The organism is Bizionia myxarmorum, assembly GCF_008086205.1.
GTDB lineage: Bacteria > Bacteroidota > Bacteroidia > Flavobacteriales > Flavobacteriaceae > Algorimicrobium > Algorimicrobium myxarmorum.
Window position 1 is genome coordinate 67,612 of sequence record NZ_VSKK01000005.1, and the last position, 20,235, is coordinate 87,846.

The window sequence follows — 20,235 nt, forward strand, 5'->3', positions numbered from 1 at the left end:
TTGCTATTTTTCGTATACGTTTGTTTAATCGAAATGTTAAAATTAACACATGAAACAACTTTAAATTATCAACTATTTGAAGCTGAATGAAAAAACAAATCCCAAATCACGTTTTTTCTGAAATCTGAAAATATCATAGCCTTAAACTAGCTATTTACCTATTAAAAAAATGAAACCACTTAACCTACTACATAAAAATAGTAATTATGTTATATGCCTAATGTTGGCATTCATAATGGTGTCGTGGGTTTCTAACGCTCAAATTACTATTTTAAAACCCAATATTGGTTTTCCACAAGCTTGTGCATCCCAGAGTTTTAATACTTACAATTTTACCTTTTCGTTTTATCCTACTCAAAATTTAGGTTCTGGCAATCAATTTATAATTGAAATGTCTGATGCTTCAGGAAGTTTCAGCAGTGCTACAACCGTTCAAACCTTAACAAACAATACATCGCCTATTTCAGGAAGCTTTGCAATTCCCACAGATACTTCTGGCGAAAACTATAAAATACGCGTTCGTAGTACAAATCCCGTTCAAACAAGTCCGCCTAGTAACGTGTTTTCCGCATACTACGCTATTCACAATCAACCTTATGCCATAAACAATTATAACAGTTCTGTTAATTTATGCGAAGGAGAATCCTTTTTAATTGAAGTGGATGATACCGGAACATCAAGTTCGCCCGTTTTTTATCCAGACTTAAATTATATTTGGTATAAAAATTTTGTTGAAATTTCCGGAGAAACAAGTTCTTCTCTTTCAGTCACCCAATCCGGTTCCTATTATAGTATAGTAGATTATGGCTCCTGTGTTATGGATTCTTATTCCAACATTGTAACTGTTAATGTAGCACCAGAAATTACCCCAACCATCCAAACTGCAGATGGTTTTTCTACGATATGTCCTGGAAGTACAAAAACTTTAATTAGTGTTTTGCAAAATCCAAATTACACCTATACCTGGTTTAAAGATAACATCGCTATTACAGGTAGTAATGCACCAACTTATATAGCTTCTTTGGAAGGTATTTATCATTTAGAAATAGAAAATGGTGGCTGCGTATTTACATCTAATGCTATTTTTCTAGAAGTAACGGATGTCGATTTATATTTAGATGTTATTTCAAACATGATGTTGGTTCCAGGCGAATCTCTTACTGTAACCGCAACTACAGATGCACAAACACCTACCATGCAATGGTATAAAGATAATATAGCCATTTCTGGAGCTACTAATTTAAACTATACTATAATCCAGCCAGGTGCTTATAAAATTGTGGTATCTCAAATAGTTCCTTGCGTTATTCAAAAAGAAGCGAGCGTAATTGTTATTTTTCCAGACACCATGAATATTGTTATCAATCCTGATGCCTCTTATGTAGCTTGTTCAAGTACTGCGACCAATTTATCGGCAACTGTTTTTGAAGCGATTTCGGTTTTAGAAACGCTGAACATTTTAAATAACAGTTTAGGTTATATTTATCAGTGGTATTATTATGGTTCACCAATTTCGGGAGCAGAATCTACAAATTATAATGTTTCAGGTCCTGAAGAAAATGGTCCTTACTTTTTAGAAGTTACCATTCCTGGTTTTGGTGTTATTTATTCAAATAATATTAATGTGAATTTAGGAATAGATGCTATAACCATTGGTAATGATCAAGATTTATGCAATGGACAAACCGTAACTTTTTCAAGTAATATAAACGCGCCAGAACATACGTATCAATGGTATAAAGATGGAATTGCTATTTCTGGTGCTACCCAAACAACTTATGCTACCTCGGATTCTGGAATATATTATTTAGAAGTTATAAATGGTACGTGTCAAAACACATCTAATTACATTAGCATTTCTAGTTCTAGCATTACCGTTACGCCAACTGCCGCTTTAATAGACCTAATTATTCCGGGTCAAACCAGAACTTTAAGTGTTTTAACTTCAGCAGCTACACCTACTTATACTTGGTTTAGAAATAGTGTATTAATTTCTGGTGCAACAAACGCTAACTATAATGCAACTTTAGATGGAAGTTATAAAGTAGTTGTGAGTCAATCAGGTGCCTGTTCTTTACAGGAAGAAGTTACATTTCAATTGGATTATCCTACAGGTTTTGATATTCAAATAACTGCCGATGCTTCTTATACTGATTGTTCTAGCACTTCTGCCCTACTAACTATTAACCAATTTTTAGCACAAACCAATGGTGCACCAATAAATATTCTTAATAACACGTATAGTTACGGCTACAAATGGTTTAAAAATGGCATCGCTGTTTCAGGTGCAACGGCAACGAGTTTAACTGTTAATAATGCCAGCGATAATGGTATTTATAAATTAGAAGTTACTATTCCAGATTTTGGAATAATTTCTACAAACACAGTAATTGTTAATTTAGCATTGGCTCCTATTACAATTGAAAATAGCGGTTCACTTTGTCCAGGGCAGTCCACAACACTTTCGGCTAACGTTTCAAGTGCAAGTTTTGCATACCAATGGTTTGTTGATGGCACCGTAATTTCAGGAGCTACTTCTCCTATATATGTTACAAATTTAGAAGGAACTTATCACCTAGAGGTTCAAAACGGAAGTTGTAATTCAACATCTAATAGCTTATCACTTGTTTTTGGTCAAATTAATATTTTTAGCTCCAATCCAGTTGCTGATGTTATTCTACCTGGCGAAAGCAAAATAATTACTGTTACTACAGATGCTTCAAACCCAGCTTACGAGTGGTTCCATAATAATGTACTTATTACCGGAGAAACTTCGGCAACATTCACTGCTGTAGAATCTGGTGATTATAAAGTAGTTGCTAGCCAAACTGTAGATTGTACGCTATATGCTGAAAAAAACTTCTTATTAGAAGATCCTATTAATTATAATATTGTAATTGCCATAGATCCGACTTATGATTCTTGCACAAGCAATAGTATGCCTATTCAACTAACCGTTTTTGAAGCAATTACTAATACGGGAACTATAGATATTATAAACAATCCAGACATCACTTTTACGGCGCAGTGGTTTAAAAATAGCACGAGTGTTTCTGGAGAGACCAACACTAGCATTAATTTATCGGATAACACAGATAATGGTAACTATTACTTACAATTAACAATTGCAGCCTTCGGAACTGTTAATTCCAATACTATTGCAGCAAACCTGAATACTAACCAACCATTAATTATTACATCTAGCGGCTTATTTTGTACTGGAAGTCCACAATTAGACATTAATAGTAATATAAACAATAGCCTTTACACCTATTCTTGGTACCATAATGGAGTTTTATTAACTACTAATAATAACGCCACATTAACGATTACTGAAATAGGAAGCTACAAATTGATATTGGATACAGGAAGCTGTATAAAAGAATCTAATAATCTGGTAATTGAAGAATCCTTTATCACCGTAACGCCAGTAACGGCATTAAACGTAACAGTTGTTCCAGGAAGCACAACCGATTTAACGGTAACGACCAACGCGCTTCAACCTAACTTTCAGTGGTATAGAAACGGTACCATACTTCCTGGTGCTAATATGGCAACATATACTGTAGATATTTCAGGAAGCTACCAAGTAATTGTAACCCAAACTATAGGTTGCATTATGGAGGCTGATGTTACCTTTACAGTTAGTCACCCAACTAATTTCCAATCGCTTATTTCTGCAGATGTTTTCCAAGATTGTGTTAGTTTAAATACAACCTTACGCCTTTCTGATTTTACAGCGGATGCTGCTAACGGCTTAATTGATTTAACTAACAATCCTTACAATTACGCATTCCAATGGTTTAAAAATGGTTTGCTAATGTCTGGTGAAACAGCATCAACTATTTCATTAGCGGACTATAATGCTAATGGCGATTATTATTTAGAAATTGATGTGCCAAATATGGGAGCTGTTCAATCCAATACCATCAGCATTAATTTAGGATTTTTAGATGCTGTTACTATTAGTTCATCTGATATTTTATGTGAAACCAATTCCGTAGCAACTATCTATTCCGATGTTACCGATCCACAATTTACCTACCAATGGTTTAATGCGGAAGACAATTCTACTTTAGGTACTGCAACCGAACAAGTGGTTACAGATGCCGGCAGTTATTACTTAGAAATTTATTTTGGAGAATGTTTAGTAAGGTCCAATACTATTGGCATCTCCGTTTTAAATGGTGACGATATAACTTTAAGCCATCCAGATGCCATTAACCTTATAGAAAACACAACTATTATAGTTACTGCTGAAGGTGCTGATAATTTTGAATGGTTTTTAAATGGTATTTCTGTTGGCATAACTAATTCACTAGTAATTTCTCAAGCAGGAACGTATACGCTAGTTGCACAAATTGGTAATTGTGAAGTAACAAAAACAATTGTAGTAACTGAAGTTGAAAATAATGCTGTTGCCATCCCGAATGTGGTAACCTTAAACAATGATGGAATAAATGACACTTGGGGATTACCTAACAAGTATGTAGCTAAAGAAAATGTGGATGTAATTATTTACGGTCCTAAAGGAGAAATCGTTTTCAGACAACGCAATTATATGAACAACTGGCCAGCAGCTGATTTTGAATTCTCTAATAAGCAACCTGTTTACTATTACACCATTTTAGAAGATAATATTATCACTGAAAAAGGTGCTATAACACTAATTAAATAATATGGTAAAAAACTACTTTTTTTTACTTCCTATTTTTTTATTAGTCGCTTTTTCAACCTTAAAAGCGCAAGAAATGCCTGTGTTAAGTTTTAGCATACCAACACAAAACCAAATTAAGTTTAACCGCTTTATACAAAACCCAACCTACTCATTTGTAGGAGAAGACAATACTTATATTTCCATGTACCACAGGAACCAATGGATAGAATTTAACGATTCACCAAAAGCTTATATGTTAAGTTATACCGGCCGTTTTAATGAAAAAACGGGTTTAGGTATTGGTATCTATCAACAAAACACTGGTGTCATCACTAGTTTTGGTGCTATTGGAAACTTTGCTCAAAATATCCGATTAAATGACAATATGAATTTAACACTCGGTTTCAATTTAGCGTATTATAGCAGTGGTGTGGACAACAACCGCACAATTACGGCTGAAGATGATCCGTTATTATTATCCTTCCGAAATACCTCTTTAGTAACTATAAAACCGGGACTTAATATTTCATATAAACAATTTGATTTAGGTGTTTATGCCGAAAATTTAGTGGATTACGATTTTAAAACCAGCCAAATGGCTTCGGAATATATAGATCGTACCTACTCTTCTCAATTAATGTATACGCACGATTTTAATGCAGCTACTGGTTTGTTTGAAGGCACCGATATGCGTTTAGCTATAAAAGCTGAAATGACGGAAACCTTCGGAACCGGTTTTGGAGGCTCCATTTTAACCAACTTTCCAAGAATGGGTTGGATTCAGTTAGGAGTTGATAATTATTACGGAATTGGCGCTGGTGCTGGCGTTCATATTAGCAAACGTTTATCCATAGGTTACACTTATGAGCGCACTATCAAAGAAGGTTTGGTAAATTTAGGTCCTACGCATGAAGTAAATATTGTTTTTGCTATTCAAGATGCTAGAACATCTCAAAAACCTGCAAAATCTGTAACGAAAACTAAAGCAACTAAAAGAATAACACCTGTAGTTTCTGAAACTGTAACAACTGGAATGGATGAAACAACTACAGTTACCACTACAACACAAACCACGCAAACCAAAACACAAACAAGTTCCAGCCAATCTGAAACAAATGGTCATGATAACGGATTAGAATCTCTTCGTAAAACGCAGCAAGAGCGAATTGCTCAATTACAAGCCCAATTAAAGGATGAAAATCAGTATTTATTGGATATTCTATTACAAGAAAATGAACTTAATAAATTAAAAAAGGCTGATTTAGAAACACGTATTCGTAATTTAGAAATGTATGTACAACGTCAGCAACAATCTATTTTAATTCCTGTTGAAGACATTCAGACTATAGTATTACGCTCCGCCAATCCGGTTACTATAAAAATTGACCCAAGAACTATGGACGATTTAAAATCTGCTAGAAACGGGTACTACTTGGTTTCAAAACCAAAAAATAGCACATCGAATAAAGATTTTAAAATCATTAATGGTTTCAGCCAATTGCCAGATGCTGTTTTAGCTTATAATATAAAATATGCTGAAGCTAAAAATGAGGATTTATATATTATCCACGTGGACAATCCGGAGTTTACAAATGCACCAACTAATTTTAGAGACCAACAAGTTTCAAATGCTTTAGCGGGCAATGCATCTGCTAATCCTCACTCTGACAATGTAACCTTTAGTGGTTTAGGTGAATTAACACCTCGTGCAACAAAAAGCAATGCAGGTACCGATGGAAATTCGCCCCGCCAAGAAGATGCTATTTCAAGAGATAAAGTTTTGGGTACACGTTTAATAACCACTTTACCGATTAATCAAGATAATTTGAATCAACTACCTGAAGTATCGCAAGATCCAATTGCGGTTACCGAAAAACCTACAATAAAAGAAAACCCTGAAACTACAAAGGAGAATACGATTAAAAAACTCTCTAACACCATTAAAAATGAAGAACCTAAAAGCCCACCTAAACCTAAAAAGGTTATCAAGCAGTACGATGATGATTATGATTTGGAAACACGCCGAAATACAATTAACCTAACATTATTAGGTGTGGAACCTGGTTATTATATAGTAGCCAATGTGTTTTCGCAATTTAGTAATGCTGAAAACTTTTTAGAGGATTTAAAGTCTCAAGGACTAGATCCATCCTATTTCAAAAACCCAAGAAACAAATATACCTACGTTTATTTAAAACATTTTAATGAATGGCGAGAAGCATCAAAGTCTTTTCACTCTAAATTAAATAAATCTTACGCCGGTAAAATTTGGATAATGAGTATCAATATTGATTAATTAATTATGACTAAATAAGCATGCCCCAAATGCTACAAAGCCTACAGTTATGAAAAACCCTATGTACCTCAAAATAACATTAAGTGTGTTATTTGCTATGTTCTACTTTACCAGTATAGCACAAAATTACGAACCTTTTACGCCACGTTTTGATGCGGATACTAAAGGTGATATTCTATTAATTGGAAACAACATCGTTAATAGGAGTACAAACTCTTATGGCCCAAATGTTCCTTATAACGGAACCAATAATTACAATTCCGATTATAGTATGCAGTATATTGATATTGATGGTGATCCTACCACCTTCAGTTCAAGTAGTGCCAATTTGGAAGCGCCTGGAAGTTGCTACAGCATTTTATATGCTGGTTTATATTGGGGGGCCATTTACCAAGAATCGGATAGAAGTCCTATTAATCAACTTAAATTTAAAATGCCGGGAGGTACTTATAGTGATATTACGGGGGAAATAATTTACGATGCCGCTACAACCCCTATAGGTGGTGATAACTCTAAACCATATGCGTGTTATGCGGATGTAACGGGCTTGTTACAAAGTTTAGCAGATCCTGCAGGAACTTATACTGTAGGAAACATGACCTCTAGTTTAGGTTATCACGGTGGAACAGGTTTATGTGGTGGATGGTCACTATTTGTGGTTTATGAAGATCCAGCATTACCAGGAAAAGCTATTGTGTCCTTTGACGGATTTAGTGCTATTGGTGGTACGACAACTCTAGATGTGCCAGTTTCAGGATTTAGAACAATTCCTGTGGGACCGGTTCGTGCTAAGTTTGCTTTTTCAGCTTTAGAAGGTGATTTTAAAATTACTGGAGATCGCTTGCGTATTAATGGAATTTCCATGAATACACCAGAAAGACCAGCTAATAACTTTTTCAATAGTAAGATTACAAATTTAGCTGGGGAATTTACGAATAGAGAGCCAAATAGTTTAAATACATTAGGCTTCGATGCAGGTATCTTGAATGTACCAAATGGTGGAAATAGCGTTATAAACAATGGTGACACTGCAGCAACCATACGATTAGCGAGTACAGGAGATGTCTATTTTTATTATTTCAATGCCTTTGCTGTTGATATTATTCAACCAAATATAACCTTAACAAAAAACGTTGAAAATACCGCAGGAGTTAATATCAATGACGGCGATGTGACGCTGGGGCAAGAATTAGATTATATCCTATCTTTTGAAAATATAGGGAATGATGACGCTATAAACTACACCATTACAGATGTTTTACCAATTAATGTAGATTTAATGTCTGTTAATTTAACCGGTGCGCCAGGTGTAACATACACCTATGATGCCGTGACGCATGCATTAACTTTTACAATTCCTAATAATTTAATAAACGAAGGTGATCCAACTTATACCATCAGAATTCGAGTAAAAGTAATTGAAGACTGCAACCAATTACGAGATGCTTGTTCTAATATAATTCAAAATCAAGCCTATCAAACCTATAGTAGTTTTAACTCTGGAAATGTAGTTGCTAATCAAGTACCGAGTGTTTCTGATATTGATGTTTGTGGTTTTCCAACACCAGGATCCACCAACTTTTTAGTAAATGTTGATGGTTGTACTTTTATTAGAGATGAAGTGCTTTGTGGAAGCAGTATTCAGCTTACCGCTGGAAGTGGCTATACAGCATACCAATGGTACCAAGGTGATGAAATGACAGGAACTCCAATTGGAGCAACTCAAACTATAACAATTACAACACCTGGTGTTTATACCAGTGTAAATACGGCAGCACAACCTTGCGTTTCTATCGTTGAAACTGTTAATGTCATTTTGTTTGGTGCAGATTTGCCAAATCCAATAACACCTTACGCAAACCAAGTGGTTATTTGCCCTATAAATGAAAAAGAATTACCAGAAATTTTCCTTTGTGGAGCTGGTGATGCGCAACTATTAGAAACCAATATCACGGATGCCATTAGTATTTCTTGGGCACTTTTAGATGAAGGAAGTTGTGGCGAAGCGCCAGCTAATTGTCCTAATACAAGTGCATCATGTACTTGGAACCAAGTTGCAACAGGACCTACTTATAATCTTATTGCTGCAGGACAATACCAATTAACGATTACTTATCAAAATGGTTGCTTTAGAAAATTCTATTTCAATGTATATCAGAATTTATTCACACCTACAGAAGTTCACCGCGATATTGTGTGTTCAACTGATGGTGAAATTACCATTAATGGCGTTCCTGCAAGTTATGAATACAGCATTAACGGTGTGGGCGGTCCATACCAAATTAGCAATGTTTTTCCTATAACAGTTGCAGGTGATTATACTGTTCATATCAGACCAATTGGTATTACTAATCCATGTATCTTCACAATAATAAATATTCCAATTCGTGCAAGAAATTTCACGGTAGATGTTATACCAAATCAACCCTTATGTTCTGGTGATAAAGGCGGCATAACAGTTCAAATGAATGATGTTACTGCTCAATATTACTATGAAATTTTACAAGGTGGTACCATTATTAGTGCAGCTGGACCAATTGCCGAAAGCGACTATACCTTCCCCGATTTAAACCCAGGGACTTATACTGTTAACGCATCAAATGACGCCGGTTGCACTTACACTGAAACGATAACGCTTGTAGAACCAGATCCTATAACTTTAACTGCCAATTTAACCCAACCGTTAACGTGTACAGATGGTGAAATTACTATTGTTGCTAATGGTGGCACACCTCCTTACTTCTACTATATTAACAGTACAACAGAATTCCAAACCGTTCCAGAATATGAAGTACTTACGGCAGGAACTTATGATATTACCGTTATAGATTTTAATAACTGTACGCAAACAACGCAAATAATAGTGGAAGCTTTAGAGCCGCCAACTTTTAACGTAACACACACGGATGTTTTATGTTATGGAGATGAATCTGCCGAAATTAATTTTAATGTTACCGGTTCTAATGGTTATACGTTAGCTTTTAGTATTGACGGTGGCAATACATATAGTAGTAATCCTATTATATCCAATTTACCAGCTGGAACTTATGAAACTTTAGTTCAGTATTCTATAAATGGTGAAGATTGTTTAACCACTGCTGAAACGGTTGTTATAACGCAACCAGATACGGCATTATCTGCTTCTGGAGGCGTTTCGGCTTTAGCAGGTTGTGGTCCTAATGGCGAAGGTGAAGTGCGTATTACAAACCCACAAGGAGGTATTGCACCATATCAATACAGTTTTGATAATGGTGTTACTTACGGTTCTGCAAATTCAGCTTATGTAGCACCTGGAACTTACACCTTATATATTCGTGATGTCAATGGTTGTATTTTCCCAATGGAAGTAACTATTAGCCCAGCTCCAACTGCCCCAACTATTGATATTAGTGATACAGATTTTAATTGTGATGGTTCAGGAAACTCGACAGTTACCGTAAATAACAATGGTGGAAACTTTGCATATACTTACGTTATGGATGGTGTTGAAAATACCAACGTACCGGACAATGTATTCGTAAATGTTCCAAGCGGAAACCATACAATTACCGTTCAATATGAAAACTTAAACATTCCTACCTATAGTAATTTGTTGTTTGAAGATTTTGGTCGTGGTGGAAACACTACAACTCCAGGAATTGCAGCTGCTTATTGCTTCCATGATCAAACTATATCACCATCACCTTGTGGACCAAGTGATTTGTTACAGGACAACCAATATGCTGTAACAAATAGAATTTTCCCTATTTACGGAACGTGGTTTGACTACCGCGATCACACATCAGGAGGTTCAGACCCTCAAGGTCGTTTTCTTGCTGTAAATATTGGTTCGGCAGCCGGTCCTTATGGCATTTTATATAGTAAACCTATTAATAATGTTTTACCAGGTCAAGATGTTATTGTAGACTTATATTTAGCCAACTTATTAAGTGTTGGTAGTGCCGGTGGTGCACCAGATTTTATTTTGGAATTAGTAGATGGTTCTGGAAACGTAATTGCTTCGGAAGCAACTGGCCCTATCTTGAATACTGTAAATGCATGGCAATTAAAATCAGTTCAATTAAACCCAGGAGCAAATACCGAATTAATCTTTAATATTCGATCTGGAAGTGTTGTATACAACGGAAATGATGCGGTTATTGATGATATTAATGTGTACCAAATTCCAAGAGTTTGTATCACGGAAGTAGAATTCCCAATTGTTATTGACTCCAATCAAGCATTTTCAGCGCAAGTTTTAAATGCATTTGATGTAAGCTGTTCTGGAGCTGCTGATGGGCAAATAACTATTGCAGCTAATAACTTTCAATTACCATATGGTTTTGATTACTCCACTGATGGTGGAACTACTTGGATAAATTCTGCTACATCGCCAGTGATAATTACAGGATTAGCGGGCGCTACATACGATGTTCAAATTCGTTACGACGATACAGCTGCAACCTGTAGTTTTTCATTTACCCAACCCGTATTAGAACCTAATGCTTTAATTGCAGGTGCTGTTATAGCAAGTCCTGCAACCTGTTTAAGCGGTGCCACTATTGAAGCTTCCGCTTCAAATGGAACCCCTAATTACACATTTCAATTAGAAAATTCAGTTGGGACCGTAATTGTACCATTCCAATCGGGAAATACGTTTAGTAACGTTATTCCAGGTGATTATATAGTGGTGGTTCAAGACGCTAATGGCTGTCAAGACCCAATAGATACTGCATTAACTATTGCAGCACCTACTACTCCAATTGCAAGTATTGATGCATCATCAGATATTTGTTATGATGCTGGAAACCTAGCAACTATTGTTGTAGGGGTATCAGATGGAACTGCACCTTATACCTATAGTATAAATGGCGGTACATTCCAATCCAATAATACATTTACCAACTTAACGCCAGGAACTTATTCCGTAATTGTTCGGGATGCTTACGGTTGTGAGTCAGACGCTATTTCGCAAACCATTGGTGGGGCATTAATTGGAACTGCCATATTAACCAAAAATTTAGATTGTCGCACGAATCCAAATGCGTCTATCCTTACAACTATTGCAGGCGGTATTGCACCTTATACATATGATGTATCGTATAACGGTGGACCATTTGCCGGAAATACAACCGTTGTTGGAAATGCCTTTGTTTATTCAACAGGAACCGATGGCACTTACACGTTTCTAATTACAGATTCATTAGGTTGTACCACTCAAACTTCGGTTATCAATATTATTCCTTTACCATTATTAGATGCACCAACGGTTACCGTTACGCAAAATAATTTATGTTTTGGGGATAACTCGGGAGCTATAACGGTTGTACCTTCTGGTGGATTATCACCTTATACTATTTTAGTTGAAAACACGACTACAGGAACTAATTATGGTTCTCAAACTACAGGTTTGGAAGCTGGTGTTTACACTATTACAGTAACGGATGCCAATACCTGTTCTATAACTGAAACAGCAACTATTACACAACCTGATGCCATTGCGTATGATGTTGTTAAAGTAGATATAACCTGTGATGTATCAGGAGGAACTTCTACTGGAACTATTACAGTAGAAAATGTTTCAGGAGGAACTCCAGAATACACATATTATGTGTCTAATAACTTTGGTTATTCGGCTAGTTACCCAACAACCTCTGGCGGGGAAGACCATACATTTACCATAATAGATTATGGTATTTATACCGTAGATGTCGTAGATGCTAATGGTTGCTCGCTTGTAACACAAAACATTACAATAGCATCTCCTCCAGGTAGTTTAGTTATTGATATTACGACACTTACCTCCGATTGTAGTACAGGGGGAACTGCTGTTATTACGGTGACGCCTGTAGTTAGTAGCGGAAACTATGAATTTGCTGTTCTGGAATATAATACAATTCCATACTCAAACAATTATCAAAATGCTGATTCAGGAACACCAGAAACATCAACTTTCACAGGTTTAACGCCAGGTGTTACCTACACTTTTGTAGTGCATGATATGTCAAACGATTGTTATTATTTTGAAACTGCAACAGGACCAATTGATTCATTATCCAATTTATCAGTGGTCTCTTATGATGTAAACAATGTAACCTGTACAGGTAATGGCGATGGAAGTGTGTCCTTTACTATTGATAATTATGATACAGGAGCCACAGGTGTTGCTTATGAAATATTTAATTTTCAATCAAATGTATCAACGGGAATTACAGGTACAATTTCTCCCCTATCAGGCGGTGCAGAAACGGTATCCAACGTTGGGCCTTTAGCATCTGGACAGTATTATATTTTACTATCAGAAATTGGTGGCGCTTATAATGATTGTTCCGCTGCTACTTCTGATTTTAATATTACGGAATCATCCAATTTATTAGCAATTTCAGCAAATCTTACAGCTAGTGATAACTGTAATGTTGATGCAGGTGTTATTACAGCAACTGGACAATTTGGAACACCGCCTTATGAATTTCAATTAAATGTAGCAGGTGATCCAGCTCCAGATACAGCAACATGGACAGGAGCTTCAACAAACATTTTTAATGTGGAAGGTGGGAACTGGGATGTGTATGTGCAAGATGCCTATGGTTGTATTCAAATGGCTTCAGTTTTCGTGCCAACGGATACACCACCGGCTATTACTTTAGCTATTGATGCCACTACAACTTGTAATGTTGAAGGAAACTTCAGTATGGTAATAACACGAGATAATACAGTTGGTGTCGCACCTTTCACCTACAGTGTTGATGGCTCTGCGTTTAATACGTATACCGAAGATGCTTCAAACTCTTTCACTATTACTGGATTAAACTCGGGTGCACATACGGTAACTGTTCAAGATGCAAATGGTTGTACAGACATCCAAAATATAATCATTTTAACCCCTATTTCTGGTTTATCAGCAACTAGTATTTCTGCTTCTCCTGATTGTGGAGCTTCAGACGGTATTATTACTATGACTGTTGATGGTGGTTCTGGAGTCTATGCCTATACTATTTTACCTAACGATCCTAGCATCACTTTAACAGGAAATATTTTTGAAAATGTGCCTGCTGGAGATTACACTATTACAATTACGGATTCTGGAACTTCATGTTCTATTGATGTTCCTGCTTCTATACAAGTGCCGGTTGCACCAAGTATAGCACCAGTTGCAACAGATGTTACTTGTAATGGAGGAACCAATGGTACTATTACAGTTAACCTAACAGGAACGAATGCAGATCCTGTATATTCTTATGAAATCACATCTCCTATTATCGTAGGTCCTCAAAGCACTAATACGTTTACAGGTTTAGCTGCTGGTGTTTATACCGTAGCAGTAACTTCTGGTCGTGGATGTGTGACTTCTGAAACTATTACTATTAATGAACCAGCTGTTATTGCAATAGCCACTACAACAGTTGTAGACTTTGCGTGTATAGTAGATACAAACACTGTTAACAATGCAACTATTACAATTAGCGGTGTTACGGGCGGTTCTGGAACTTATATAAACTATGAGTTTATTCAAGGTGCCACTACCCTACAATTTGGAACTAACAATGTTTATAACGAAACCAATCCTTTAGGTGGAACCTATACCATAAATGTATATGATAATAATGGTTGCGTTGGAACAACAACAGCCACAATTAATCCGTACACTGAATTATTAACGTCTACAATTAATATTGATAGCCCAATTGACTGTAATACTGGTGAAACCATAACAATTACAGCTAATTTTAACGGTGGAATACCTGCCATATTAAATTATACAGTAATTGGATTAAATGGAAACCCTTATAACCTAACACAAACAACGCCAACCTTCACAGATTTGACTGTAGGAAACTATAGTATAATTGTTGAAAATCCAGTTACGGGTTGTCAAGTTGAAACAGTTCATTATGTTTCTGACCCGAATACATTTGATGTGCTAGCGACAGTAGTTTCAAATGTTACCTGTTTTGGAGTTGCAAATGGAATTGTGCAAATTACATTTATAGATCAAAATACAACGCCAACAGATGACGCTGGCCCTTTTTACTATGTAATTCTTGATAATACAGGAACATCTGTTCAAACTGGATCAAGTCCAACTGCAGGCCCATTAACTATTACTAGTTTAGCAAGTGGCATTTATACTTTTGAAGCCACTTTAACAAACAACCCGTTCTGTCCTGCAAGTATTAATTTCACCATTACAGGGCCATCGGCAGCTTTAATGCTACAAATAAACAGTGCTCCTGTTACTTGTGTTCTTTCTGCCAATGATGGAAGTATTTCAGCATCGGCTAGTTTGGGTTGGGGCGCTCCTTATGAGTACCAATTAGAATTAGGCGCTACAGTTATTTCACCGTGGTCCGCAACCAATATATTTAATGGTTTATCTGCTGGAACTTATTTAGTAAGTGTTCGTGATGCTAATGGTTGTGTGGTTTCAGCTAATGAAACTCTAGTAGTTCCAACATCAATCAGTGGAACTTTAACTGCAAATCCTACAGATCTTGCCTGTTTCAATGATGCCAATGCAACATTAACAGTAAGTGCTATTTCAGGCGGCGCCGGTTCAGGATATTTATACACCTTAATTAATGAAGTGACTGGTGCTACTTCAGGACCACAAACAAGTCCTATTTTCACAGGAATTCCTGCTGGGACCTATCATGTTGATATTAGCGATGCATGGACTTGTAGCAATCCAACAAATATCGTAATCATTACACAACCTTTAGATATTGCAACGGGGATTGTTTCCTATGTAAATACCGCTACGTGTAATAATGATGCTGAAATTCACATTGAAGTATCAGGTGGAACACCGCCATACACGTACAGTACAGATGGCGTAAACTTTACGATTTTAAGTCCTACAAACTCATTTTTTGTAACAGCTGGAACCTATCAATATTACATTCAAGATTCCAATGGTTGTGATATAACATTAACGAATTCAATTACGGTAAACCCAGTAATACCTGTATTTGTTAATCTTGATTTATCAGGTTCAACTATAAACTGTAGCGGTGGTACAAACGGGACAATTTTTGCAACGGCTACCGATGGTTTAGGTAACTATTCTTATGAATTAATTGATACAGTTACTAACACTACTGTTCAAGGTCCACAAGCTAGCGGAACTTTTATAGGTATTGGCGCTGGAAACTACCAAGTGAATGTTTCAAGTGGAATAGATTGTACTGGAGTATCAGAACCTATAATTATTACAGATCCAGATCCGCTTATCGTTTCAACGCCTAAAACTGATATTAGCTGTTTCGGATTAACAGATGGTAGCATTACTATTGACGCTTCTGGAGGAACTGGAACTTTCCAATATGCTATATCTCCAAATTTAGATCAATTTCATAATTCAAATGTATTCGACAATTTACCAGCGGGTATCTATACCGTTGTTGCACAAGATGCAAATGGTTGTTTTGAAAGTTTCGAAATAGAAATTATCGAGCCAGATCCATTGCAAGCAACATTCGGAACCATTGGTAACGAGTTATGCTTAAATGATGGAAATGGAACCATTACCATCAATATTACAGGTGGTTCAGGAAGTTATTTAGTGAGTTTGGATAATACCAACTTCACACCGGTTGTTGGAAGTGAATATACTTTTACCGATTTAAGTGGAGATACGTTTTATCAAATATTCATCGTAGATTCTAACAATTGTTATGTGAATCCGCCTTTAGAATATTATATGCCACCTGCTGTTGAGGTTATTCCTAGTGTTGTAATTGATGTAACATGTATCAGCAACACACCAGGAAATATAGTTACTTTAAGTGTTAATCCAGAAGTAGATGGTGACGTTCAATATAGTACGGATTATATAACATTCAGCGCAACTAATGTCTTTACAGATTTAGCGCCAGGTATTTATACCTATTATGTGCAGCATACTAATGGATGTACTAAAGAAATTGAATTTACAATTCAGGACTTGGATCCAATCACAGCAAGCGCAGATGTTAGCGCAGATGTATTATGTTTTGGTGAAGCAACTGGAAGTATTACAGTTACTGCAACAGGCGGAACAGGGACTTTAGAGTATGCTATTTCACCTAGTTTCACATTCCAAACTGATAATATCTTTACAGGTTTAGAAGCTGGATCATATGACGTAATTGTGAGAGACACCATTACTTGTGAATTAACTATCTCTAATCTAATTATTTCGCAACCCGTTGCTGAACTTTCAGCTACCATTTCTGGAACAGTTGAAACTTGTTTAAACGCAGCCGATGGAACTATAAACGTTGTGGTATCGGGCGGAACACCGCCATACTTTACCAGTACGGATGGTATTAACTTTACGCAAGATGTGTTTGATTTTACGGGTCTTGCCGGTAATCAAACCTATACCATTTATGTAAAAGACGCTAATGATTGTGAAATCCTACCACTAACTTACTTCATTGATGAAGGTGTGGATATTCAAGGTGCTGTGGTTATTGTTGATAATTGTACAAATAATGTTGTTGGCAACGACGTAACCGTTACGTTTAACGCAACTTTGGCTGGCGACTTACAATTTAGTACAGACGGTGTAAACTATGTAACAGGAAATGTATTTACAGACTTTGCTTCTGGTAACCATACCATTTATGTACAACACACAAATGGTTGTATTCAAGAAATTGATTTTACAATTGATAACCTGGTTCCAATTACAGCTTCTGTAGGATCTACAGTAGATGTTTTATGTTTTGGTGAAGCAACTGGAAGTATTACAGTTTCGGCAACAGGCGGAACAGGGACTTTAGAGTATGCTATTTCTCCTGACTATGATTACCAAACTAGTAATACATTTGATATTTTACCAGCAGGAACCTATGACATAATTGTTAGAGATACCATTACTTGTGAAGTAACACTATCTTCAATAGTTATTGCAGAACCTGCAACCGCAATTACCGCAACAATTCAGGCAACTGTGCCAGAAACGTGTATTAATGCAGCCGATGGTGAAATAACCATTACAGTGTCTGGTGGAACAGCACCGTATTACACAAGTTTAGATGGTATAAACTTTACACAAGATTTACTAACTTTTACGGGTCTTAATGGTGGACAAACCTATACCATTTATGTAAAAGATGATAGTGATTGTGAAATAGTACCACTTACCTACACCATTGTTAATGGTGTGGATATTCAAGGTGCTGTAGTTATTGTTGATAATTGTACGGCTAACGTGGTTGGTAATGAAGTAACTGTTACCTTTAACGCTGCTTTAGCTGGCGATTTACAATTTAGCACAGACGGTGTAACCTATGGTGCAGGCAATGTTTTTACAGATTTTGCTCCAGGAAACCATACTATTTATGTGCAACACACCAATGGTTGTATTCAGGAAATCGATTTTAACATTGATAACTTGCTTCCCATAACCGCTTCTGTAGGGTCTACAGTAGATGTGTTGTGTTTTGGTGAAGCAACTGGAAGTATTACAGTTACTGCCACAGGCGGAACAGGTACTTTAGAGTATGCTATTTCTCCTGACTATGATTACCAAGCTAGTAATACGTTTGATGATTTACCTGCCGGAACCTATGACATAATTGTTAGAGATACCATTACTTGTGAAGTAACTATCAGTAGTGTTATTATTTCGCAGCCTGCTGCTGAACTTTCAGCTATCATTTCTGGAACAGCAGAAACCTGCTTGAATGCAGCCGATGGAACCATAAATTTAGTGGTATCTGGCGGAACACCTCCATACTTTACAAGTACGGATGGTATTAACTTTACGCAAGATGTATTTGATTTCACTGGTCTTGCCGGCGGACAAACCTATACCATTCACGTAAAAGATGCTAATGATTGTGAAATTCTACCACTAACCTATACAATTGAAGCTGGTTTTGATATTCAAGCAAGCGTTTCTATTGTAGATACATGTGTAAACAATGTTAACAGTAACGAAATTACTATAAATGTCAGTTCAACAGTAGTTGGCAATGTGCAGTATAGTTTAGATGGTATTTCATACGGAAACTCTAATGTCTTTACAGGTTTAGCTGATGGAAATTACACGGCTTATGTTCAGCACATCAATGGTTGTATAGACACGGCAGCATTTACCGTTACAAGTTTAGCAGCCATAACCATGAACTTAACTCCTACCAACGTTTTATGTAATGGTGAAGACTCTGGAAGTATTTTAGTTAGTGCAAGTGGCGGAACAAATAATTTAACCTACGCGCTTTCTCCAAACTATGTACAAACAGCAAGTAACGTTTTCAATGATTTAGTAGCTGGAAACTATACAATTCGTGTGTATGATGAAACAGGGTGCTATATAGAAGACAGTACTACTATTTCTCAACCAAATGCACTTCTAGCAACTTTAATTTCTACTTATGAAGAAATATGTGTTGAAGATGATAATGGTGAAATTGAGATAAGCATTCCTGCAGGTGCTGGAACAGCTCCTTATTTTACGAGTTTAAATAATGAAAACAACTATGTTCAAGACCAGTATATTTTTGATGGTCTAGATGGTGGTCAAACCTATACTATTTACATTAAGGATGGGAATGATTGTACAACTACTCTAGATGTAACATTACAAGCACCAACTTTTATTGATGCTTCTCCAGAGGTTATCTATACCTGTGATGACAATGTGGTTACTATCAATGTAGATCCAAGTGTCGCTAATGATGTGATGTACTTTTTAGATGGTGGAATCGGACAAGCTAGTAATGTTTATAACGGCCTGTCTGCAGGAAATCACAGTGTAGAAATTATACATGCAGCATCAGGTTGTTCAGAAACTGTTCCGTTCTTTATAAACACCGTTATTCCTTTAGGTTTAACAGTGGTTGAAACAGGAATTAATCAAGTTACGGCAACAGCTTCAGGTGGATCTGGTGGATATACCTACTTCTTTAACGGTTATGATAATGGAAGTAACAATGTTTTCACCTACTACGAATCTGGAACTATTGTAGTTCGCGTGGTAGACCAGAACGGTTGTGAAATTACACAAACCCTACAAGTTGTATTTGTAGATATTGAAATTCCTAATGTATTTACACCAGATGGAAATGGTCAGAATGATGAATGGGGTCCTGGAAAAACTGAAAATTATCCAGATATCCGCACACTTATTTATGACAGACATGGTCGTGTTGTAGGCACCTTAAGACAAGGACAAACTTGGAATGGTGAGTATAACGGAAATCCATTACCAACAGGTGATTACTGGTATGTTATCAATTTAGGAAGCGCTAAAGATAACCGTGAATTTGTTGGACACTTTACATTATATAGATAAACACTAAATCATGCCACA

At 36.4% G+C, this 20,235-nt stretch carries 3 protein-coding genes; all 3 read left to right on the plus strand.

Annotation, left to right across the window (positions count from 1 at the left end; genetic code table 11):
* Positions 1–169: 169 nt before the first annotated feature.
* Genes ES674_RS14255 through ES674_RS14265 form a run of 3 tightly spaced genes read left to right on the plus strand, consistent with a single transcriptional unit; the run spans position 170 to position 20,217 of the window.
* Complete coding sequence (locus ES674_RS14255; protein ID WP_148405141.1) at positions 170–4,678, plus strand: T9SS type B sorting domain-containing protein; 4,509 nt, start codon at positions 170–172, stop codon at positions 4,676–4,678.
* A gap of 1 nt (position 4,679) precedes the next feature.
* The gene (locus tag ES674_RS14260) at positions 4,680–6,953 is read left to right on the plus strand and encodes a PorP/SprF family type IX secretion system membrane protein (RefSeq protein WP_148405143.1); all 2,274 of its coding nucleotides are present in this window, start codon (positions 4,680–4,682) and stop codon (positions 6,951–6,953) included.
* A 49-nt stretch (positions 6,954–7,002) separates the two neighbouring features.
* On the plus strand, positions 7,003–20,217 hold the full coding sequence (locus ES674_RS14265; RefSeq protein WP_148405144.1) for a T9SS type B sorting domain-containing protein: 13,215 nt from the start codon (positions 7,003–7,005) through the stop codon (positions 20,215–20,217).
* Positions 20,218–20,235: the final 18 nt, after the last annotated feature.